Annotated in this window: 17 protein-coding genes; 7 read left to right on the forward strand and 10 right to left on the reverse strand. The window is 56.2% G+C overall.

Annotated elements, in window-relative coordinates; all coding sequences use genetic code 11:
* The first annotated feature begins 78 nt into the window (after positions 1-78).
* From EJ361_RS02125 to EJ361_RS02140, 4 genes are read left to right on the forward strand one after another with little or no spacing between them, the layout of a single operon-like run.
* Complete coding sequence (locus EJ361_RS02125; protein ID WP_126243693.1) at positions 79-1068, forward strand: histidine kinase; 990 nt, start codon at positions 79-81, stop codon at positions 1066-1068.
* Positions 1052-2146, forward strand: coding sequence for a sensor histidine kinase (locus EJ361_RS02130; protein ID WP_126243694.1), 1095 nt, complete (start codon positions 1052-1054; stop codon positions 2144-2146). The genes EJ361_RS02125 and EJ361_RS02130 overlap by 17 nt, the downstream gene beginning before the upstream one ends.
* The gene (locus EJ361_RS02135) at positions 2115-2810 is read left to right on the forward strand and encodes a LytR/AlgR family response regulator transcription factor (protein WP_126243695.1); all 696 of its coding nucleotides are present in this window, start codon (positions 2115-2117) and stop codon (positions 2808-2810) included. The genes EJ361_RS02130 and EJ361_RS02135 overlap by 32 nt, the downstream gene beginning before the upstream one ends.
* Positions 2811-2848: 38 nt before the next feature.
* Positions 2849-4390: an MFS transporter gene (locus EJ361_RS02140; protein ID WP_126243696.1), complete on the forward strand. Its 1542-nt coding sequence runs from the start codon at positions 2849-2851 to the stop codon at positions 4388-4390.
* Here the strand turns inward: EJ361_RS02140 and EJ361_RS02145 are convergent.
* From EJ361_RS02145 to EJ361_RS02155, 3 genes are all read right to left on the reverse strand, one after another.
* Positions 4376-5356 carry a hypothetical protein gene (locus EJ361_RS02145; protein ID WP_126243697.1) on the reverse strand — a complete coding sequence of 327 codons (981 nt, stop codon included), beginning with the start codon at positions 5354-5356 and terminating at the stop codon, positions 4376-4378. The genes EJ361_RS02140 and EJ361_RS02145 overlap by 15 nt on opposite strands.
* Before the next feature lie 242 nt (positions 5357-5598).
* The gene (locus tag EJ361_RS02150; RefSeq protein ID WP_126243698.1) at positions 5599-6735 is read right to left on the reverse strand and encodes a serine hydrolase domain-containing protein; all 1137 of its coding nucleotides are present in this window, start codon (positions 6733-6735) and stop codon (positions 5599-5601) included.
* A gap of 358 nt (positions 6736-7093) precedes the next feature.
* The gene (locus tag EJ361_RS02155) at positions 7094-7825 is read right to left on the reverse strand and encodes a hypothetical protein (protein WP_126243699.1); all 732 of its coding nucleotides are present in this window, start codon (positions 7823-7825) and stop codon (positions 7094-7096) included.
* Positions 7826-8062: 237 nt separating this feature from the next.
* Here EJ361_RS02155 and EJ361_RS02160 point away from each other — a divergent pair, with 237 nt between their 5' ends.
* Positions 8063-8704: a response regulator gene (locus tag EJ361_RS02160; protein ID WP_126243700.1), complete on the forward strand. Its 642-nt coding sequence runs from the start codon at positions 8063-8065 to the stop codon at positions 8702-8704.
* Between the two features lie 82 nt (positions 8705-8786).
* On the opposite strand, the gene EJ361_RS02165 is transcribed toward EJ361_RS02160, so the two are convergent.
* Positions 8787-10106 (reverse strand): DUF3472 domain-containing protein, encoded by a 1320-nt coding sequence (locus EJ361_RS02165; RefSeq protein WP_205686904.1) that lies wholly within the window; start codon positions 10104-10106, stop codon positions 8787-8789.
* Positions 10107-10489: 383 nt separating this feature from the next.
* On the opposite strand from EJ361_RS02165, the gene EJ361_RS02170 reads away from it, so the two are divergent.
* Positions 10490-12913: an ABC transporter permease gene (locus EJ361_RS02170; RefSeq protein WP_240646522.1), complete on the forward strand. Its 2424-nt coding sequence runs from the start codon at positions 10490-10492 to the stop codon at positions 12911-12913.
* Positions 12914-13198: 285 nt separating this feature from the next.
* On the opposite strand, the gene EJ361_RS02175 is transcribed toward EJ361_RS02170, so the two are convergent.
* The 4 genes from EJ361_RS02175 to EJ361_RS02190 are packed head-to-tail and all read right to left on the reverse strand — an operon-like array spanning position 13199 to position 15012.
* A complete protein-coding gene (locus EJ361_RS02175; protein ID WP_126243701.1) occupies positions 13199-13579 on the reverse strand; it encodes a DoxX family protein in 381 nt (126 codons plus the stop codon).
* A 35-nt stretch (positions 13580-13614) separates the two neighbouring features.
* Complete coding sequence (locus EJ361_RS02180; RefSeq protein ID WP_126243702.1) at positions 13615-14208, reverse strand: YdeI/OmpD-associated family protein; 594 nt, start codon at positions 14206-14208, stop codon at positions 13615-13617.
* 6 nt (positions 14209-14214) lie between these two features.
* The gene (locus EJ361_RS02185; protein WP_126243703.1) at positions 14215-14682 is read right to left on the reverse strand and encodes an SRPBCC family protein; all 468 of its coding nucleotides are present in this window, start codon (positions 14680-14682) and stop codon (positions 14215-14217) included.
* 6 nt (positions 14683-14688) lie between these two features.
* On the reverse strand, positions 14689-15012 hold the full coding sequence (locus EJ361_RS02190; RefSeq protein ID WP_126243704.1) for an ArsR/SmtB family transcription factor: 324 nt from the start codon (positions 15010-15012) through the stop codon (positions 14689-14691).
* Between the two features lie 292 nt (positions 15013-15304).
* Here EJ361_RS02190 and katG point away from each other — a divergent pair, with 292 nt between their 5' ends.
* The gene (gene katG, locus EJ361_RS02195) at positions 15305-17581 is read left to right on the forward strand and encodes a catalase/peroxidase HPI (RefSeq protein WP_126243705.1); all 2277 of its coding nucleotides are present in this window, start codon (positions 15305-15307) and stop codon (positions 17579-17581) included.
* 96 nt (positions 17582-17677) lie between these two features.
* On the opposite strand, the gene EJ361_RS02200 is transcribed toward katG, so the two are convergent.
* Together EJ361_RS02200 and EJ361_RS02205 are read right to left on the reverse strand one after the other, a co-directional pair.
* The gene (locus tag EJ361_RS02200) at positions 17678-18628 is read right to left on the reverse strand and encodes a 2-dehydro-3-deoxygalactonokinase (RefSeq protein ID WP_126243706.1); all 951 of its coding nucleotides are present in this window, start codon (positions 18626-18628) and stop codon (positions 17678-17680) included.
* Positions 18625-19920: an MFS transporter gene (locus tag EJ361_RS02205; protein WP_126243707.1), complete on the reverse strand. Its 1296-nt coding sequence runs from the start codon at positions 19918-19920 to the stop codon at positions 18625-18627. Before EJ361_RS02205 ends, EJ361_RS02200 begins: the two co-directional genes overlap by 4 nt.

The following is a 19920-nucleotide window of genomic DNA, read 5'->3' on the forward strand; positions in this document are numbered from 1 at the left end:
CGCAGGTACAATCCGGCAAATCGCGGGGATGAAAAAAAATCGCCTGTAAAGCCCTGATATCGCGTATCTTAGCATCTCATGCCTACACAAAAAACATATAGGTACTGGATTCATCTCGCCGTCTGGATGGCGCTGGTGCTATTGTATGCATTCCCCATGCTCAAAGGTAACATTTCCAGTCCTTTAGGCCTCCGGTACACCCTCGTCCGTTTCTTCGTCTACGGATTCATCAACTTCCACCTCTTTTACATCCTCACGTTCGCGGTCTACCCGTTGCATGCCCGCCTGGGAACGGCCAGGGCACTGCTGATCAGTTTTGCCGTGATCCTGGGTTTCTGCTTCCTGAAATATGGCGCCGGACATATCTGGCCGGACGAAATACTCCAGCTCGCTATTGCCATGATCGGGGCCAAAAAAAGTTATCACAGTTTCTGGAGCTACCTGCGCATCAGCCTGCAAACGGGGATACTGGTGGGTTTCGCCGCCTATGCGTATTACGTCTTCCTCATGTGGCGCACGGGCGACCGCCAAAGCCGCCGGCTGGAGCTGGAAGCGGCCGCCGCGGGGAAACAGTTCGCGCAGATGCAGGTTTCGACCGGGCTGCTGCTCCGTAAGCTGAAAGCCATCAAATCGTTGCTGGAAACGGAAGAGAAAAGGGAAAAAGAAGGCGCCGAAGCCATCCTTCAACTGTCTGAACTGCTGCGGTATATGCTGTACGACAAAGGCGTGAAGCTCGACAAAGCCCCCCTCGACCGGGAGCTGTACTATTTCAATATCTACCTCAAACTGCATAACCGGCTCTTCCCCGGCCAGCAGGTAAGCCTGCATATGACCGGCCCCACCACCGGCCGGTACGTAACGCCCCTGCTGCTGCAAACCGCCGCGGAAAAGCTGCTCGCCCGTTCCGACAACGGCCTGCCCGTGATGTTGAAGCTTGAAATAGGGGAAGACGAACTGGCGCTCAGTTCCTCCGCCGGAATTTCATTTTTACAACGATTGGCGGCCTGGCTGCCGGGTACCGCCAATATGCGCCGTTTTAAAACCCCGCTGTATGCCGGACCGGCCTGACCACCTCCGTCGCCTCCGGGAATTCGCCGCATTGCTCGTGTTGTGGATGCTCGTGATGTACGGCCTCAGCATCCTGGGGATGCCGCGCGCATTCACCCCCCTTTCGTTCCGATACCTGCACATTAACCGCGGCGTGTTCGGACTGTTGAATTTCGCGCTGTTCTATACCGCCATCCGGCTCGTTTTCCCGCAATTCCTGGAACACCGCAAATGGGGACGGCTCGCGGCCGGACTGATATTGCTCCTTGCCGTTGCAACGCTCGCGAAGTTTACGGTGGCCGATCATTTTTTCCGGGATGAAGTGCTGCTATTAGGATCCCGCGACGGTAAGCCGCTCTACAAAACTTTCTGGATGTATGTACGCACCGAAATCTGGACCAACGCTATCGTACTTTGCGCGGCGCTGGCGTACGTACTGTTTTTCGCCTGGCTGGCGGAAGACAAACGGCGGAAACAACTTGCGCTGCAAAAACAGGACGCCGAGTTCGCCATCCTCAAGATGCAGCTGAACGCGCATTTCCTCATGAACAGCCTCAACAGCATTTATAGCCTGGCGCTGGTGCGCTCGCCACAAGTGGTAGTTGCCGCACATACGCTTTCCCAGATACTGGAATACATGACGGAACAGCCGCCGGTGGCGGGTTATCGCACCCGGCTGTCTGACGAACTACGGTACCTGGAAGATTTCATCGCGATGCAGCGTTTGCGCACGGGATGCCAGGACTGTGTCCGCATGCGGGTTTCCGGCGATCCGGCTGCATTCGGGATCGCACCGCTACTGCTGGTCCCGTTCGTGGAAAACGCTTTCAAGCATGGCGTGGCCAACCGGCCGGAGCAGCCGGTGGAGATCAGCGTGGATTGCTCGGGCGAAGGGTTCGGGTTTACCGTCCGCAATTTCAAGACCCGAAAGCGCAAAGACCAGTCCGGCGGCATCGGGCTCGTCAATGTCCGGAAGCGCCTCGAGCTGGTCTATCCCGGTCAATACGAACTTACCATCCGCGAAACGGAACAGGAATATTCCAGTCACCTGCAAATTCATTGGGAAAATGGCCATTCAATGCATAGTGGTGGACGATGAGCCGCTGGCCGTCCAGGTTATCACCGAATTCATCCGGAAAATGCCGGAACTTTCGCTGGCAGGCACTTTCAACAATCCGCTGGAAGCCTTGGCCTTCCTTCGCAACGAGCCTTCCGTCAAGCTCGTTTTCCTCGACATCCAGATGCCGGAGCTTTCCGGTATCGAATTCATGCAGCTGCGACAGACAGACGTGGCCGTGATCGTTGTTTCGGCGTACGACGAATATGCGCTCGACGGGTTCCAGTACGATGCGGCCGATTACCTGCTCAAGCCCGTTCCGTTCGACCGGTTCGTGAAAGCCGTCCAAAAAGTGACGGGTAAACAGGCGCAGCAACCGGTAGTAGCCGCGCAGCCGGATTTCATTTTCATCCGTACAGACAAGCGGATCATCCGCCTCAATTTCAGCGAAATCCTTTTCGTGGAAGCCCTCCGCAATTACGTGGCCATCCAGACGGCTACGCAAAAAATCCTCACCCTCCAAAATCTCCGGAGTTTCGAAGAAGCATTGCCGCCACGGCAGTTCATCCGGGTGCACAAATCCTTCATCGTAGCCATGAACAAGATCGACAGCGTGGAGAAACAGCGGATTTTCATGGGCCAGCACATGGTCCCCGTTGGCGATACTTACGTAAAACAGTTTTACGAGGCCATGGGTATGAGTTAAGGGGAACATTTCCGGGGATTGACTGTTAATAGAATACGATGTCGACTTACCCGCTATCCTCACCCACAGGCCGGAACGTAATGGCCGCCACCATCCTGGCGTCTTCCATGGCATTTATAGACGGTACCGCGCTGAACGTGGTGCTGCCATCCCTGCAGGACCAGTTACAGGCCACCGCGGCCGGGCTGTTCTGGGTCCTGAACGCCTACCTGCTCATGCTCGCGGCGCTCATCCTTGTTGGCGGAGCGCTGGGCGACAGGTTGGGGCGCAAGCGCGTATTTATGACGGGGATCCTCATTTTCATCGCAGGTTCTGCGGCATGTGGACTGGCGGGAACGGTGGAGCAGCTCGTCCTTTTCCGGGTGGTGCAGGGCGGGGGCGGGGCGCTCATGATCCCGGGGAGCCTGTCGCTGTTGTCTTCTTCGGTGGATGAAAATGAAAAGGGGAAAGCGATCGGCACCTGGTCTGCCTTTACGACGCTGGTGACCATGGGAGGACCGGTGCTGGGAGGGGCTTTGGCGGATGCGGGGCTATGGCGGTACATCTTTTTCATCAATGTTCCGCTGGGACTGGTGTCGCTGTTCATTTTGCGCCGCCACGTTCCCGAACAGCGGGATGCGTCGGCTACCGGCGGCATCGATTACCTGGGCGGGGCGCTAACTGCGCTGGGGCTCGCTTCCCTGACTTTCGGTTTTTTACGGATGCCCGAATACGGTTTCAATCATTGGCAATCGTGGGGCGCTATTGCGGCGGGAATTGTGCTGCTGGGGGCTTTCATCGTGGTGGAAATAAAATCCCCGCATCCCATGTTGCCGTTGCGGCTATTCCGGAACCGCACTTTTTCCGGTGCCAATCTATTGACATTTTTCCTCTATGCCGCCATGGGAACGGGTATGCTGTTCCTTTCCCTCAACATGGTGCAGGTGCAGGGATACAGCCAGCTGCAATCCGGACTTACTTTCCTGCCGTTTACCGTACTCATGATTCTGCTGGCCCGGCCGGCGGGAAGCTGGGCCGATAAATCCGGGCCGCGGCCTTTTCTCGTTGGCGGGCCGCTGCTGGCGGGAACGGGGTTGTTCCTCATGTCGCTGGTCGGGCAAACGGCCGGCCCTTCCGCATACTGGACTACCTTTTTCCCGGGGATCCTCGTGCTGGGGCTGGGCATGTCTTTCACCGTGGCACCATTGACGGCCACCGTGATGGGCTCACTCCAGCCACAGTTATCCGGAACGGCGTCGGGCGTCAACAATGCGGTGACGCGCATCGCGAGCGTGTTCGCCACGGCCATTTTCGGCGCGCTGGCCGTGTTGTTGTTTGCGAAGGATGTGAGATCGGGATTGGACCCCATCGTCATGAACGAATCGCTCAAAACGGCTGTGGTGGCGGAAACCGTAAACCTCGGCAATGCACATCCGCCCGTTGGCGTACCTGCGGAAATGACGGGTCCCGTAACGGTATTGTATAAGGAAGGCTATATCGCCGCTTATCAAAAAATCCTGCTGATTTCCGCTATCATGGGCTGGCTGTCGGGCATTATCGCCTGGTGGATGGTCCCGAAGAAAAAGTCAACTCCGCGCTGACTGTCGCATATCTCTTTTCAATGCCGGCTCGGTGGGGCCATCGTACGAAGTGAGGTTCGTGAGCTCACGGACTTTCCGCAGCAGCGCCAACATCATCGCCGGATTACGCAGGCCGAACGCCAGTTTTTTCCTTCCCAGCAAAGCCAGTTCCGCCACATCCCTGACACCTGCGGCTTCCTTCCGCAGCCTGCGGACGGCGAGCAAGCCCATCGCATGGACCGCATGCACCGTCAGCGCATATTCCTGTTTGCGCGCGGGCGGATAGGGCAACCGCGCGAGGGCCTGGTTGAAGCGCGCACTTTCCGCCTGGAACCTTCTTTCCAGCCGGCCGAATCGCCTGTAAAGAATGGGAATGGTATAAATACCCGAACGGATATCCGTCCAGATATCGGCCATGTCATAGGTCAGTTGCATCAGGCCCGCCATGGGAAATGCCATCGCCGTTTCCTCGGGCGACGGATACTTATCAAACACCGTATAGAACAGCAACACCGCATGAAAACGCTTGTGGTAGGTGATGCGAAAAAGTTCCGCTTCGGAAATGGTGGCGTCTTTCTGCCGGCCCGACGCTTCCTCCCAATTGAATAATTCACAGCAATGGGCCGTTACGCGGCGGGGCTCGGCGGCGATGGTCAACAGCCGGAGGTAAGCCTCGCGGAGCAACGATTCCACGGCATCCCTCGGCTCGAATCCGGCGGGGGAGCACGTCAACTGATAAATCCTTGAGCGATCGCCGGAATGGTTGCCGACCCAATCATGCAACAACGTACTGATGACCGCCAACAACTGCAAACGGGTTTGTTCCGTTTCGCTGGGACGCCGGCCCTGCATGCGCGCCAGGGCACCGCATACGATATGTTCCGCGCTTTCCTGGTATGCGGCCATTCGTTGAAAAGTGGCAGGGGAAAGAATGGCGGCTGCGCCTGGATGAAGGCTTTCCAGCATGCGGATCAAACGATTCTTCATGCCGCTGCGTTGCCGCCGTATCCGGCAGTACAACCGGAAAAGGAGCAGGGAAGTTTCCGTCAAATGAACGTAGGGATAGTACATAACGGTCAGGGATATAGGGTTTCCGTCCTCCAATATAAACTTTTCCTTGTATGCAGCGCAGAAAAAGTCGCGGGATCGGCTCCATCATACCAGCCCCTTTCACGAAAAAAGCCCCCGGAATACCGGGGGCGCCTTCATTCACGGATATACGGTTAATACTACTTCCAGGATTTATTGTAGGCAAGCGCCACGATGTCGTACACCTTGCGCCAGTCGGCCCCCAGGGAGTTGATGCCCATGGCCAGTTCCACTTTCGCGGGCAGGCGGATGATGAGGGTCTGGCTGCCCACATCGCCCCAGTTCAGACCTTCCACCTTGTTTCGGTCTACGTACAAAGCGCCGTCATGGCCGTAAGCGAGGCCTCCGGTTACGGGGAAACGTGCGATCCAACCCAGGCGGTTATCATCCATCAACTGGCGTTCTTCCGGGGAAAGGATGTTGTTGGAATGCGTGAGGTAGACGATGATGCGCGACATTTCCATGGTGGTGAGCACCCATCCGCCGCCGCCGCACTTCTCCGTCCAGTTCCCGAAATCGCTGCCGATGAGCCGGTAAGGCGCTTCAGACATCATCTGGGTCATTTTGCCTTCTACCGGCGCGCAGCCGCGTGTGGGAATCCCGGCTTTCGAAAGCACATGCACGTTCACGAGGCGGATGTATTCCTGGCTCATCCATTTGCGGAAATCGGCCGGAGCGAGCAATTGCTCCTGCTGGCGGAATTTCACCGAATCGTTCAATTTGGGAAGGATGGCGCGGAACAACGCGAAATTGATATTCGAGTACACAGCGGTTTTCGCCGCCGTGATGGGCGATGCCACCGTGCTCATGAGCGGCTCCCATTCGGTCTGGCTGCCCCTGATGCCCGAGGTATGCGTCATCAATTGTTTGAACGTGATGTTGCGGATACTGTCGTGAATGGGCCAGGAAGCAGGCAGCCATCGCCCGATCTTCGACTCGATCGTCACATCCTTTTGCAGCATGTACTGCGCCACCGCGGCGGCCGTGAGCGTTTTGGTGACACTGGCGATGTTGGTGAAGGCATGGAGGTCCGATTTTTTGCCGTCGATGGTTTGAATACCATATTCCGCCGTGTCGGCCACCTGTCCGTTTTGCGTGATGACGAACTGGTACCCGCGCGCACTGGCAAGGCCTTCCTGCAGGTTTTTCTTGAAAAGCGAGGTGCTGAATTTTTTGTCGTTCGACTGGATGGGCGGTTCCTTTTTACAGGCGTTCAGCCCGGCGAGGGTTACAACTGCAATGGCGCAGCATGCGAAGGGTTTAACTACGTGTTTCATTTTTTTGAGGTTTTAACAGTGATGGCACCAAAGGTAATATCACTCACCTCCGGCCGCGGTGGCCGTTTCATGAATGGCAGCTGCGGGTTAACGGAAACGGGAAGCGGTTTCATGGGAATGGGGTCCCCCAATCTCACACCGTCTTATCCAACCGCATTCTGAAAATGGATAAAATGAACAACCGCACAACCTTCGTAAAGGCTGCACGGCGCTCATGCGGCAGGATTGTGTATCATCATCTTACAATCGCCTGCCTTCTCTCCGCATGCTCCCCAATTATTCCGTCATGCTTTATACGAACAAGGCCGCTTCATGCGCCGCGTCCTGTTCTTTCGCGTCGCCGTCTTTTTAACAACGGTTATTGCAATTGGGTACCGACCAGGGCCGCCAATCCGGCGATATCCGTTTTCCGGGTGAAATAATCCGCCACAGCCGGCGTAGCCCTGAATTTGATTTCGACATTGTGCAGCGTAAACGCCCCTCCGCCCGTCAATATCCCGTTGACCGATACGGTGCCCGACTGCCCGTCGAGCATATCCGTCTGCGGCCTGGAAAACTTACCGATGAGGAGCATGGTTTCCGCATCGCAGGAAACGCCCGCCGGCACGCGAACGGCGGCCATGGTAGCGGGGTACGTGGGGAAGGAGGGCTTCCCTGCGCAAAATCCCAATGCACTGTAATTCGAATTCACGATCATCACGATCCGGCATTGCGCGTCGGCGGAAATGCGTTCCATTTGCCTGACCAGCTCATCGGCCCGTTCGGGCGCTGTAGCGATGCGCTGCGCCACGGAATCCAGTTGGGCTTTTAAGATTTGGGGGTTGAGGACGAAGGTGATTTCGTAGACGTAGGAATAGGGGCCATTATCTTCCGCCCGTGTTTTATCCGGCTGAAACCCGGAATCGTCGATCGTTTCGGAGAAAACCTCCCAGCCATTGCCCGGCGTATGGGAGATAGCGTTCCTCACCACTGCGTCCGCTTTTTTCCAGAAACGGTCTTCACCGCTGGTCCGCGGGCGCAGCTCCTGCGTAAATCCTGCGATGGGCGCCAGGCTGATGAGGCCGGCGATAAAAAAAGTTATTTTCCGCATGGGGTTCGTAGTTTCGTGATGGGCCGCTCCGTTGGTTTGTCAGGGAAAGGCACCGTTGTTTCGAATGCAAAGGAACCACGAAACCCGCCGCCGGGCTACCGTGCGGCAACGTAAATATTATTCTGCGTAAAACACTTACTTTTGATGGGCCGAATCCTGCTAATTTTGCCCCGAAATCAGCCCCGATGTACATCCCTGGTCTCAAAAAAACATCTGCTGTCCAAAAATAAAATTTGCATGTCCAATAGCATTAACATCGCCATTGCAGACGACCATCTCATCGTCGTGAACGGATTACGGGCCATGCTGGCCACGCGCCCCGATTACCAGATACTGTTCCAGGCGCAGGACGGCGATTCGCTGTGGGAGCAGCTTCAGACCCGCCAGCCGGATGTGCTGCTGCTAGACATCCAGATGCCCGGCCTTTCCGGTCCCGAGCTATGCCGCAAAATCCACAAACAGTTCCCCGACATCCGGATCGTGGTGCTGACCAGCCACGATACGCCCGCTTATGTCAAGCAAATGATCCGCAGCGGCGCGTCTGGTTACCTGGTCAAGAATTCGGGAATGGACGCGCTTTTTACCGCCATCGGCAAAGTGATGGAAGGAGAGAAGTACATCGACGATCATATCCGCAACGGCCTGGTCCGGGAAGCCCTGGCCGAGCATCCCGTAAGCCGGTACGAAATCCCCCTCACCCGGCGCGAGAAAGACATTCTCCAGCTTATCGCCGAAGAATTATCCAACCCGGAGATCGCCGCGCGCCTCTGCATCAGCCTCCGTACCGTGGAAACCCATCGCCAGAACATCATCCACAAACTGCGGGTCAAAAACACCGTCGGCCTTGTGAAAGAAGCCATCCGCCGCGGGCTTATCTGATACAACATTCACTTTACAGGACATAAAAAATCCGCCCGGCACTCCCGGGCGGATATTCCCATGCTCCAACCGCATGCCCTGATCAAGGCAAGGTAGCCAGGTTGACGGTGGGCGCCACGCCGAGCGCAGGCCGGGTAAACGTGGAACCATACGCGGTTGACGTAGCGAAATAACCGCCGTTCCGCAGGTAAAAACTGCCGCCGTCGAGCCCGCCGGCGTAATCGCGGCGCTGATCGTTGGTGCCGGTCGCATCCGTCGTGAACCGGCCCTGCGTCAGCTCTAACCAGGTGCCCGCGGTATTGCGGACCCATTGGTTGTTGTACCGTACTTTCCGGCCGAGGTAGCCGCGGGTATCGATGAAGTTTTCGAGGAAGGAATGCGCGCCGGTATAATACGTCACGGTATTGGGGCGCTTCCAGGTGGCGATAAAGCGCCACGACGAAGTTTCGGGCGTATAAATCCATGAAGAGAACAGCGAAGCGCCCGTTCCGTCGGGCTTGATCTGGGTCAGGAACCGGTATGTGGTGCCTGCGGCCCAGTTGAAGATCAGGTAGCTTTGACCGCCGGTGCCTTCGCCCCCGAACGTATTATCGACAACGTTAGGCCCTTTGCGCACGAGCGTGGTTTTGCCCGAGCCGGGATCCCAGACGGAAAAGAGGACGCGGCGCTCGGTGGCGCTGTTGACCTGGATCCCGAAGTAGCCTTGCGAGAAACCGTTGCTCATGAAATAGGAGCCGATCTTGTCTTCGCCGGAGGGGATGGTCATTTCGTTATAAAACCACTCGGCCGTGTTCCCCGCGGGGATCGTGTAGCCCATATGCACGGAGGGGCCGCGGCGGCTCCAGTAATAATTGGCGGGATCGTTGGCGTATACGACGTCGCTGGCCGTAGACGCACCACTGATGATGATGTGGGACACATCGCCGAAGTAGCTGCCGGTTTTGGAAATCCCTTTCAGGTCTACCCGCACATACCCCGCCGCCGCGATGGTCACGGAGCCGATGGCGTGCGTGGCATAGGAAGAACCGGTCATCGTTTTCGTGAAATTGGTACCGTTAACGGTCACCTGGATGGTGCTGGAGCCCGAGGGCACCTTGGCGCGGATAGACACGTTCAGCGTGCCGGTTTGCGCGAGCCGGAACCAGGCGCTGGCGATGCTGCTGGCGCTGGTCCAGTTGCCGAGGCCGTTGCTGGTGATCACTTCCGCGCCGCCGGCCGCGAGGGTGGTCACATAGCCGTTGCCGGCGAGGGGAACGGAATAGGAAGAAGCGGGCGGGAGGGCGGACAGGGTTTGATCGGGTCGGGGGGCGGCGCCGGGCGTTCCGGCTTTTTCCTTGCCGCAGGAGCAGAGCAATGCGCTCATCGCCAGGGCGCAACCGCTCAACAGGAGCTTGATTTTCATGATTTTGGCAATTTTGTGGGTTTCGGATAAAGATGAGTGAAAACAAAAGAGTAGCCGGGTCACCGGTTGGAGCATCAACACGGTAACAGGACAACGCCGGTGGCAAAAAGGGGCTATGGGATGGGGGGATTGTCAGGATATTTTCCGGAAAGTAATGCTGATTCGGCCGTTGGGAGTAGCTGCCGCGGGAATGGCATGCTGCCAAAGGGTTTGTACTTCCCGGGGCATGTAGAACAGCGAACCGGTCGGGAGGTCGTGGTCATGGGTAAGGTATTTTGTTACCTGACCGTCCGTCAACGGACGTAAAGTGTCCGGAACCGGACGGCCACCGATCTTCCGAAAAACCCAAACGCCCGTCCATAGCGGATTTCCAAAATGGCAAGATGCTTGATCGCAAACCTGCATACATTTATCACATGGTCAGGAATTACATCAAGATAGCTTTCCGGAATTTATGGAAACACCGGTCGTTTTCCGCGATCAACATCGCCGGGCTCGCTACCGGGCTCACCGCCTGTTTCTTCATCCTTTCCTATGTCCGCTTCGAATTGAGTTACGATTCGTTCCACAGCAAAGCCGACCGGATCGTTCGCCTGTCTGACGATGTCGTCACCCCCACGGAAACCATCGAGAACGGAACTTCCGTGTTCCCGGCAGGGCCTGCCATCGCCGCGTCTTTTCCGGAAGTGGAATCCTACGCCCGCGTGGCTATGCAGGGACTGATCATGGTCCACGGCGACAAGAAATTCGTCGAACCACGCGTTATACTCGCCGATTCCGCATTCTTCAGCATATTCAGCTTCGACCTGCTGGAAGGGAACCCGGCCAGCGTGCTGGCTGCGCCCAACAGCATCGTGCTCACGGAGCAAACGGCCATGAAATACTTCGGTAACACGTCGCCCATGGGCAAAACGCTGCAATTGCCGGGGGGAGATTTTAACGTGGCGGTGACGGTCACCGGTGTAATGCGCGCCATGCCTGAAAACTCCCAGTTCCAGGGAGACGCCATCATTTCGCTGTCGACACTGAACAATGTTTCCGCCAACGTGCTCACCAACTGGACCAACCACTCACCCTACACTTACCTGCTCCTCAAACCCGGCACCGATTACAAAGCCCTCGAAGCCAAACTCCCCGCTTTCCTGGAAAAACATATCGGGACGATGATGGACCAGTTGCAGATGCACTATAAATACCATCTGATCCCGATGCAGGATGTTTACCTGAATTGGGGCCACCGCCTGTATGCCGGTACCTCCGGCAGCAAGGGCAATATCCGCATCTTTGCGATAGTGGCCATGATGATCCTGCTGATCGCGTGTTTCAACTTCGTTAACCTTTCTACGGCCCGCGCCGCGGAGCGCGCCCGTGAAGTGGGCGTTCGCAAAGTGGTAGGAGCAGGGCAACGGCAGCTGGTGATGCAATATCTTGGAGAATCGGTGCTGCTGTGCCTGTTCGCGTTCCTGCTATCGCTCTTCCTTTGCCTGCTGCTGACGCCGCTTTTTAACGACCTGGCAGGGAAGACGATCATCAGCCAGGAATTTTTAGGTATGCGGGCGTTACTTTACCTGTTCTTCGGCGCCATCGGTACCGGGATGCTGGCCGGCACTTATCCGGCATGGGTGTTATCTTCCTTCCAACCCATGAAAGTGCTGAAAGGCAGGATGGTAGCAGGAAAGAATGGGGTATCCATGCGCAGGGGGCTTGTGGTGGCGCAATTCGTTATTTCACTTTCTCTGATCATCGCCACCATCGTAGTATACAAGCAAATGCGGTTCATGCAGGACCAGGATCTCGGCTTCCATCCGGACCAAACGCTCATCCTGCCCACAGGCACGAGCGCGGCTGCGGAAACCTTCCGCCATGTGGTCAGGGAAATGCCCGGCGTTCAGTCTGTCAGCCGCTCGTCCAGCGTACCGGGCCGCGACCATTCCGGCGCTTATTCCCAACTGGAAAACGTACATGGAGAATGGCAGAAAACGAATATAGACCTGTATTTCGTGGATTTTGACTTCGTGCCGCAATACCAGTTGAAACTGGTAGCCGGCCGCACTTTTTCTACCGATTTCAAAACCGATTCCACGCAGGCGATGCTGCTGAACGAAGCCGCCGTGAAGATGCTCGGCTATCCTTCTCCACAAGCTGCCATCGGCCGGAAATTCAAACAGTGGGGGAAGGAAGGCATGATCATCGGCGTCTTGAAAAATTTCCATTATCATTCGCTTCAACAGGCGATCGAGCCCCTCTGCATGCGGATCGAAGCCGATACGTGGGAGCTCATGTCCGTAAAACTGCAGGCCGCGTCCATTCCCGCAACCGTTGCCGCTATCGAAAAAGCCTGGAAAGAACGGATTACCGACGTTCCGTTTTCTTACCGGCTGCTCGACGAAGATTTTAACCGGCAATACAGACAGGATCAGCGTTTCGGCACCCTGTTCCTTTACTTTTCCATCCTCGCCGTTTTCATATCCTGCCTGGGCTTGCTGGGCCTGGTGGCCTACAGCACCGTCCGCCGTGCGCGGGAAATCGGGATTCGAAAAGTACTGGGCGCTTCCGCTTCCAGCGTCATGATATTGCTATCGCGCGAGATCATTATCCTGATCGGCATCGCCGCGGCGATCGCTGCGCCCATCGTCTGGATCGGGATGCGGGAATGGCTGAAAGGATATGCCTACCAGACAACGCTTTCGTGGTGGGTATTTACCCTGGCGGGAATTTTCACGATTGCGGTGGCAATGCTGACCGTAAGCTTCCATTCCCTCAAGGCAGCATTCACGAATCCCGTCAAATCATTGCAAACTGATTAGCGCTTAGATTAAATACGCCATGCGCCTGTCTTTTCAGACGGGCGTTTTTTTTCGGGGACCGGGCAAGGCAACGCCTGGCGGGCGGTAAATACGCAACGATTGTTCTTCGGGACGATGAGGTCGGGACCGGGCACCTGCATGGAAAACAGAAAACAGGCATGATGGAACAAATTACCGGCCCGGTCAAACAATAACATTTCGCCGGAAGGTATTTTTGAGATGGGCGAAAACGAAAAAGCGGCAACAGGAGGTTCCCGTTACCGCTTCATCCGTCCCGTTAAATGTTCACGCAACCGCCGGCACCCTGCGGTTCTCCGGCCGGAAGAACCACGAGATCACGGTGAGGATCAGTGCGAAGAGGGAGGGCGCAATCTGTGCGAATCCATCCCCGGAAATCACGTGAGAAATCACGGCGCCGGACATGGCAAAGAAAAAGCCCGCGTACGCCCATTCCTTCACCACGGGGAAGCCGGGCACGAGCAGCGCCACTACGCCCAGGACCTTCCAGACGCCAAGGAGCGATACGAAGTAGGCAGGATATCCCAGGTGCATGATGCCCTGTACGGAGTCCTTATATTGGATCAATTGCATGATGCCGCCGGAGAGCATGCCCAAAGCCAGCCAGATGGTGGCGATCCAGTAAATGATTTTGCTGCTTTTTTTCATAGTAAGTGTGTGTGAGTATGTGAGGAAAAGTTGGATCAATCGTCGAGCCCTTTGCCGTCCATGATCTGCGGAATGTATTTCTCCACGCGGGCGGCGCGGGTCTTTGCCTGTTTGGCAGCCGCGAAGTAGAGGAGGTAGCCGCGTTGCCGGCCGGGCGTCAGCGCTTCGAAGGCTTTGCGGAGCGCGGCGCTTTTGTCCAGCTTCACCTGGAACTCTTCCGCCACCGCGAATTCCGCGACTTTTTTATACTGCGGCTCCAATCCCTGCGCTTCCACCTGGATGGCGTCTTGGACATAATTACGGATCACCGCTTTCAGTTTCCGGATGTCTTTGGCGTTGGTGAACCGGAGCTGCCGGCCTACCTGCACGTTTTCCGTCTGCTGCACCAGCAGGCCGTTAGGGTCGGGGAGGAGGGAGCCCTTGAAGAACAGCAAGGCGCAATAATCCTTGAAACCATGCATCAGTACTACGTTTACATTCTGATACGTGTAACAGGGAACGCCCCATTTCAGCGTTTCGCCCAGCTGGCAATCGAGCAATATGTCGCGCAAAGATTCGAAAGCCTCCTGCCATTTATCTTCACGGCCGATGAAGGCGTCTACTTTCGGATTGGTGACGATGTGTGCCATGATGGATTATTTAAGTTTGTTAACGACTTCCTGCAGTTTATTGTGCGCCATATTGATGCCCTGCGCAAAGGGGAGTTTCAGCATCTGGTCGCGGTCGGCCACGGATTTATAAACGATCTTCATGACCAGTCTGCTGGTTTCGGGAGAAAGCGATTCGAATTCGAAGAACTCCAGCTGCACGGGGAACGGGGTGTTCTCCATCTCGAACGTACGGGTGATGCGCTGTTGCGGAACAAATTCATGGATAACGCCGTTGGCCCTGAAAACCACGTTGCCTTTCGGATCGCTGGTCTCGTATTGCCAGCCGCCGTGGGCGTGGTTTTCCAGTTTGAGGACTTTTGTTCCCATCCATTGCTCCACGATCTCGGGGTCTTCATAAGCTTTAAAGAGCAACTCCAGCGGCAAATCGAATTCCCGGGTGACCACCAGTTCCTGTTTGCCTTCTTCAGCGGTGAGTTTGGTTTTTCGTTCCATAAGATACTATTTTTTAGGTTTATAGTTTTTCATGATCGCCTCCAGCTTGTTGAACCTGTCTTCCCATAACTGCCGGAACGGTTCGATGAAATCCGCGATCTCTTTCATTTTTTTAGGATTGAGGTGATAAATAACTTCCCGCCCGCTCTGCTCCGGCTCCAGCAATTCACATTCTGTGAGAATGGACAGGTGCTTGGAAACCGTGGGCCGCGCCGTGTCGAAATTGGCGGCGATGGCGCCGGCGGTCATGGACTGGGAGGCTACCAGCATCAGAATGGCCCTTCTTGTCGGGTCCGCTATAGCCTGAAAAACATCTCTTCTCAGATTCATAATGTAGCTATTTGACTACAAATATAATCGTAGCTATTTAACTACACAAATTTATTTTGCCATTTGGCTACATTTTTTTGTTCGGTGGATAGAAAATGATTGATAATGATGGATATAGTTCGTAGATTAAGGGACGGGGCTCTGCAAACCCGCTACAGGCCCGTCAAATAGACTGCATCTATTCGATAATCGAATCAATCAATTTTCTTTATATTCATAAGCGGTTAATTTTACCGCCGAACATCAACGTACCGGAAATTGTTTCTACTAATACGCAAAAAACATTTTACACATGGGGAAAGAATCAAATGACATCAGCAAGTGCCCGTTCCACAACGGCAGCATGAAACACAATGTAGGCGGTGGCGGCACCAAGAATCGCGACTGGTGGCCCAACCAGCTGAAGCTGAACATCCTGCGCCAGCATTCCCCGCTTTCCAACCCGATGGGGGAAGACTTCAATTATGCCGAAGCCTTCAAATCCCTGGACCTGGAAGCGGTAAAAAAAGATCTCCATGCATTGATGACCGATTCGCAGCCCTGGTGGCCGGCAGACTTCGGGCATTACGGCGGCCTGTTCATCCGCATGGCCTGGCATAGCGCAGGCACCTACCGCGTGGGCGACGGCCGCGGCGGCGCCGGGTCCGGACAGCAACGCTTCGCACCGCTCAATTCCTGGCCCGACAACGTGAGCCTCGACAAAGCCCGCAGGCTCCTGTGGCCCATCAAACAGAAATACGGCAATAAATTGTCCTGGGCCGACCTGCTCATCCTGACCGGCAACATCGCCCTGGAATCCATGGGCTTTAAAACCTTCGGTTTCGCCGGCGGGCGCCAGGACCGTTGGGAAGCGGACGAAGACGTTTACTGGGGCTCGGAAACCACCTGGCTCGGCGGCGATATCCGTTATGCAGACGGCTCCGCGGGCGTAGCAGAAAACCATGGCGTGGTTTCGTCTGACGACGATCCCGGCCAGATGCATCACTCCCGCAACCTGGAAAAACCTTTAGCGGCCGTACAAATGGGGCTTATATATGTAAACCCCGAAGGTCCGGACGGCAATCCCGATCCCATCGCCGCGGCAAAAGATATCCGCGACACCTTCGGCAGAATGGCCATGAACGACGAAGAAACCGTAGCCCTCATCGCCGGCGGCCACAGCTTCGGTAAAACCCATGGCGCAGCGCCGGCCACACATGTCGGCGCGGAACCCGAAGCGGCAGACCTGGCGCTGCAGGGCCTTGGCTGGCACAACTCCTACGGTTCCGGCAAAGGGGCAGACACCATCACCAGCGGCCTCGAAGTAACCTGGACCACCACGCCCACTAAATGGAGCAATAACTTCTTCGAAAACCTCTTCGCGTTTGAATGGGAACTCACCAAAAGCCCGGCCGGCGCACACCAGTGGGTCGCCAAAAACGCGGGAGACATTATCCCCGATGCGTACGACAGCAGCAAGAAGCATAAACCCACGATGCTCACGACCGACCTGTCGCTCCGCTTCGATCCCATCTACGAGAAAATCTCCCGCAGATTCCTCGAAAACCCCGACGCCTTCGCAGACGCATTCGCCCGCGCCTGGTTCAAGCTCACGCACCGCGACATGGGCCCGCGTTCCCGCTACCTCGGGGCAGACGTTCCGTCGGAAGTACTGCTCTGGCAGGACCCCATCCCGGCGGTCGACCATCCGCTGATCGACGATAAAGACATCGCCGACCTCAAAGCGCAGGTGCTCGCCAGCGGCCTCAGCGTATCCGAGCTCGTAAGCACGGCCTGGGCTTCGGCATCCACCTTCCGCGGGTCAGACAAGCGCGGCGGCGCCAATGGCGCACGCATCCGCCTCGCGCCCATGAAATTCTGGAACGTGAACAATCCGCCGCAGTTGCAGAAAGTGCTGGGCAAACTGGAAGCAATCCAGCAATCATTCAACGGCGCGCAGAAAAACGGCAAGAAAGTATCCATCGCCGACCTGATCGTTCTGGCCGGCGTGGCTGGCGTGGAGAAAGCCGCCAAAGACGCTGGGAACGCCGTGAAAGTGCCTTTCACGCCCGGCAGGATGGACGCTTCGCAGGAACAGACAGACGTGGAATCCGTAGGCTTCCTGGAGCCCATCGCCGATGGTTTCCGGAATTACCGCAAGCCCCAATTCCCGGTATCGACGGAAGAGCTGCTGATCGACAAGGCGCAACTCCTCACGCTCACCGCGCCCGAGCTGACCGTGCTCGTTGGCGGGATGCGCGTGCTCGGCACCAACTTCGACGGATCGAACTACGGCGTGTTTACCAGCAAACCCGGCCAGCTCACGAACGATTTCTTCGTGAACCTGCTTGATATGAACACCGCCTGGAAAGCGACCTCGGACGCCCGGGAGATTTACGAAGGAACAGACCGCGCTACCGGCAAACCGAAGTGGAGCGCCACCCGCGCCGATCTCGTTTTCGGATCCAACGCGGAATTGCGCGCCATCGCCGAGGTCTACGGCAGTTCGGACGGACAGCAGAAATTCGTGAACGATTTCGTGGCAGCCTGGAACAAGGTGATGAACCTCGACCGCTTCGATCTCAATTAAGGCAAACACATCCGATATATGAAGAGCAGTCTCCGCAGGGAGGCTGCTTTTTTTTGGGCCCGTTGATTTACCGTAACCAAAATCCTCCCGATCTTGTCACATGTTTCCGAATTGGCCGCGGGACGAAGTAAGAATGGTGAATTGTCCGCGGATGAGCGCCTCGTCTGCATCGATGGTGGCGGCGATGGGAATACCGAGGGTTTCGCAGGCCAGGGAATACAATGCTTCGTGCGTGGGACCGGCAACGAGATAAACGGCCACCCCGGCCGGAAGCGCCGCCAGTTCCGACCCGATCATCAAACCACTGAGATAGTACCAATTCTCTTCCGGATCCATGTCCTGCAACAACTGGTTCGTCCGTACCATGAACAACTCGTGCAGCAGATTCCCTGAAAAACCAGTCCTTACACCCGCCTGGAACCGCCAACGGCAAGCTTCGGATTCGACATTCCCGCCTGTATTGACGGAGGCAGAAAGAATGCTTTCCGTACTAAGCAGACCGAATATTTCCCCGGTCATAAAAGTCCTGAAACCCGTTACGCGGTGGTTATTCACGACGATGTGCTTGGGATGCGTCCCGGGCATGATGAGAAACACGTCTTCCCGAATGGCCGGCAAATAAGCGGCGCACCCGATGGCTTTGGTTTCTTCACCTCGCATCACGTCGTTATGTCCCGACACACCCGAAATGAGCAGAAAACGCCCTGTACCGTAAGTTCCCGATCCGGAGCCATCCAGCGACATGGGTAACGCGCTATAAGGCAATTCCTTCATCCCGATGCTCGAAGTCGCCATCCCTGCAACCATCACCATTTTTTCCTCCAGATCGATGCCCGACCTTTCAGACAGGCGGCCCAGCTGTTCAAGGAGGGTCCCGGCGTAGAATTCTTCCCGTTGTCCGCCTTCCTGTTGCCATTGCTGCCAGGTTTTGGCAATGCCGGTATCCGAAGTTTCCTCCGCCACGACATGTAATCCGTCGAAGCTGATTATCCGCAGCCGCAGTGTGCTCGTCCCCCAATCGCAACTGATGAAATATCTATCGTTCATGATTCCGTTTTTATCCGTTCCACGTTTCCGACCAAAAACAAATACGAGCCCGCCCCCACCAATCCCAGCACCGCCACAAAAACCAGTGCAGGCGCAAAATTACCGCCGCTCGCCAGCAACCCGATCACGATCGGCACTACAATCCCCGCCAATTGCCCGATGAAGTTGAATACGCCGCCGGTAAGGTTGATGAGGTGCTTCGGCGCCAATGTCGACACGAAAATCCAGGTGATGGAGGCAAACCCCACCCCGAAAAACGACAGCGACATGAAAAAGATGATCCATCCGGGTGTGTCTGCATAATTGGCGCCCAGGATCGTGGCGGAAACGAGCAGCCCGATGATGATGGGGCGTTTGCGCGCCTTGGCCGGGGAAACGCCTTTTTTCACGAGCCAGTCTGACAGGAACCCCGAGCACAAAATCCCCACGAAAGCCGCCAGGTAAGGCACCGCCGCCCAATATCCCGATTGGATGAAATCCATGCCGCGGTAATCTACCAGGTATTTCGGGAACCAGGTGAGGAAGAACCACAACGTAGAATTCACGGCGAATTGACCGATGTAAATGCCCCATAGCTTGCGGTACGACAACACCGCTTTCAGATCCGCCCACCGGAAGGCTTTCTTTTCGCCGGCCTGCTGCTGATCGAGCAATCCGCCACCGCGTTCGATATGCGCAAGCTCCGCTGCGTTCACGCTTTTATGGTCCGAAGGATCGCGGTAGCACACCCACCAGACGAGCCCCCAAACGATCCCGATCAAACCCGTCACCACGAACAATCCCCGCCAACCGAACTCCAGCTGGACCGTGGAAAGTACCGGCATAAGGAAAGCCAGCCCTAAAAACTGCCCTGAAGTATATACGGCGATCGCCGAAGCGCGCTCCTGGTCGGGGAACCAGTTGCTCACCACGCGGTTGTTGATGGGAAACGCCGGCGCTTCGAACACGCCCGTGGCCATCCGCAGCCCGAACAAAGTCACGAACCCGCGCGCGAATCCCTGCATGACGGTCGCCAAAGACCATGCGATCAAACTGAAAGCATACAGCGCCCTCGGCGCAAAACGGTTCACGAGAATGCCGCCGGGCACCTGGAAGGCGAGGTACGTCCAGCTGAAAGCCGAGAAAATCAGCCCCAGCTGAACCGGCGTGAATTTGAACTCCCTGTCGATTTCGGAAGCCGCTACGGCCAGGTTGCTCCGGTCCATGTAGTTGATCACAACATTGACGAACACGAGCAGCAGCACGCGGTAGCGGATTTTGGTGGGTGTAACGTTGGAATTGATCGTTTTCAT

Origin of the sequence: Chitinophaga rhizosphaerae (assembly GCF_003958645.1) — a bacterium.
Lineage (GTDB): Bacteria > Bacteroidota > Bacteroidia > Chitinophagales > Chitinophagaceae > Chitinophaga > Chitinophaga rhizosphaerae.

Excerpts from the sequence above, each read along its gene's own strand:
- EJ361_RS02205 (WP_126243707.1), bottom strand. The coding sequence starts at position 19,920 with ATGAAAACGATCAATTCCAACGTTACACCCACCAAAATCCGCTACCGC.
- EJ361_RS02190 (WP_126243704.1), bottom strand. The coding sequence starts at position 15,012 with ATGAATCTGAGAAGAGATGTTTTTCAGGCTATAGCGGACCCGACAAGA.
- EJ361_RS02125 (WP_126243693.1), top strand. The coding sequence starts at position 79 with ATGCCTACACAAAAAACATATAGGTACTGGATTCATCTCGCCGTCTGG.
- EJ361_RS02145 (WP_126243697.1), bottom strand. The coding sequence starts at position 5,356 with ATGAAGAATCGTTTGATCCGCATGCTGGAAAGCCTTCATCCAGGCGCA.
- EJ361_RS02135 (WP_126243695.1), top strand. The coding sequence starts at position 2,115 with ATGGCCATTCAATGCATAGTGGTGGACGATGAGCCGCTGGCCGTCCAG.
- EJ361_RS02200 (WP_126243706.1), bottom strand. The coding sequence starts at position 18,628 with ATGAACGATAGATATTTCATCAGTTGCGATTGGGGGACGAGCACACTG.
- EJ361_RS02140 (WP_126243696.1), top strand. The coding sequence starts at position 2,849 with ATGTCGACTTACCCGCTATCCTCACCCACAGGCCGGAACGTAATGGCC.
- EJ361_RS02165 (WP_205686904.1), bottom strand. The coding sequence starts at position 10,106 with ATGAAAATCAAGCTCCTGTTGAGCGGTTGCGCCCTGGCGATGAGCGCA.
- EJ361_RS02185 (WP_126243703.1), bottom strand. The coding sequence starts at position 14,682 with ATGGAACGAAAAACCAAACTCACCGCTGAAGAAGGCAAACAGGAACTG.
- EJ361_RS02150 (WP_126243698.1), bottom strand. The coding sequence starts at position 6,735 with ATGAAACACGTAGTTAAACCCTTCGCATGCTGCGCCATTGCAGTTGTA.
- EJ361_RS02175 (WP_126243701.1), bottom strand. The coding sequence starts at position 13,579 with ATGAAAAAAAGCAGCAAAATCATTTACTGGATCGCCACCATCTGGCTG.
- katG (WP_126243705.1), top strand. The coding sequence starts at position 15,305 with ATGGGGAAAGAATCAAATGACATCAGCAAGTGCCCGTTCCACAACGGC.
- EJ361_RS02130 (WP_126243694.1), top strand. The coding sequence starts at position 1,052 with ATGCCGGACCGGCCTGACCACCTCCGTCGCCTCCGGGAATTCGCCGCA.
- EJ361_RS02180 (WP_126243702.1), bottom strand. The coding sequence starts at position 14,208 with ATGGCACACATCGTCACCAATCCGAAAGTAGACGCCTTCATCGGCCGT.
- EJ361_RS02155 (WP_126243699.1), bottom strand. The coding sequence starts at position 7,825 with ATGCGGAAAATAACTTTTTTTATCGCCGGCCTCATCAGCCTGGCGCCC.
- EJ361_RS02160 (WP_126243700.1), top strand. The coding sequence starts at position 8,063 with ATGTCCAATAGCATTAACATCGCCATTGCAGACGACCATCTCATCGTC.
- EJ361_RS02170 (WP_240646522.1), top strand. The coding sequence starts at position 10,490 with ATGCTTGATCGCAAACCTGCATACATTTATCACATGGTCAGGAATTAC.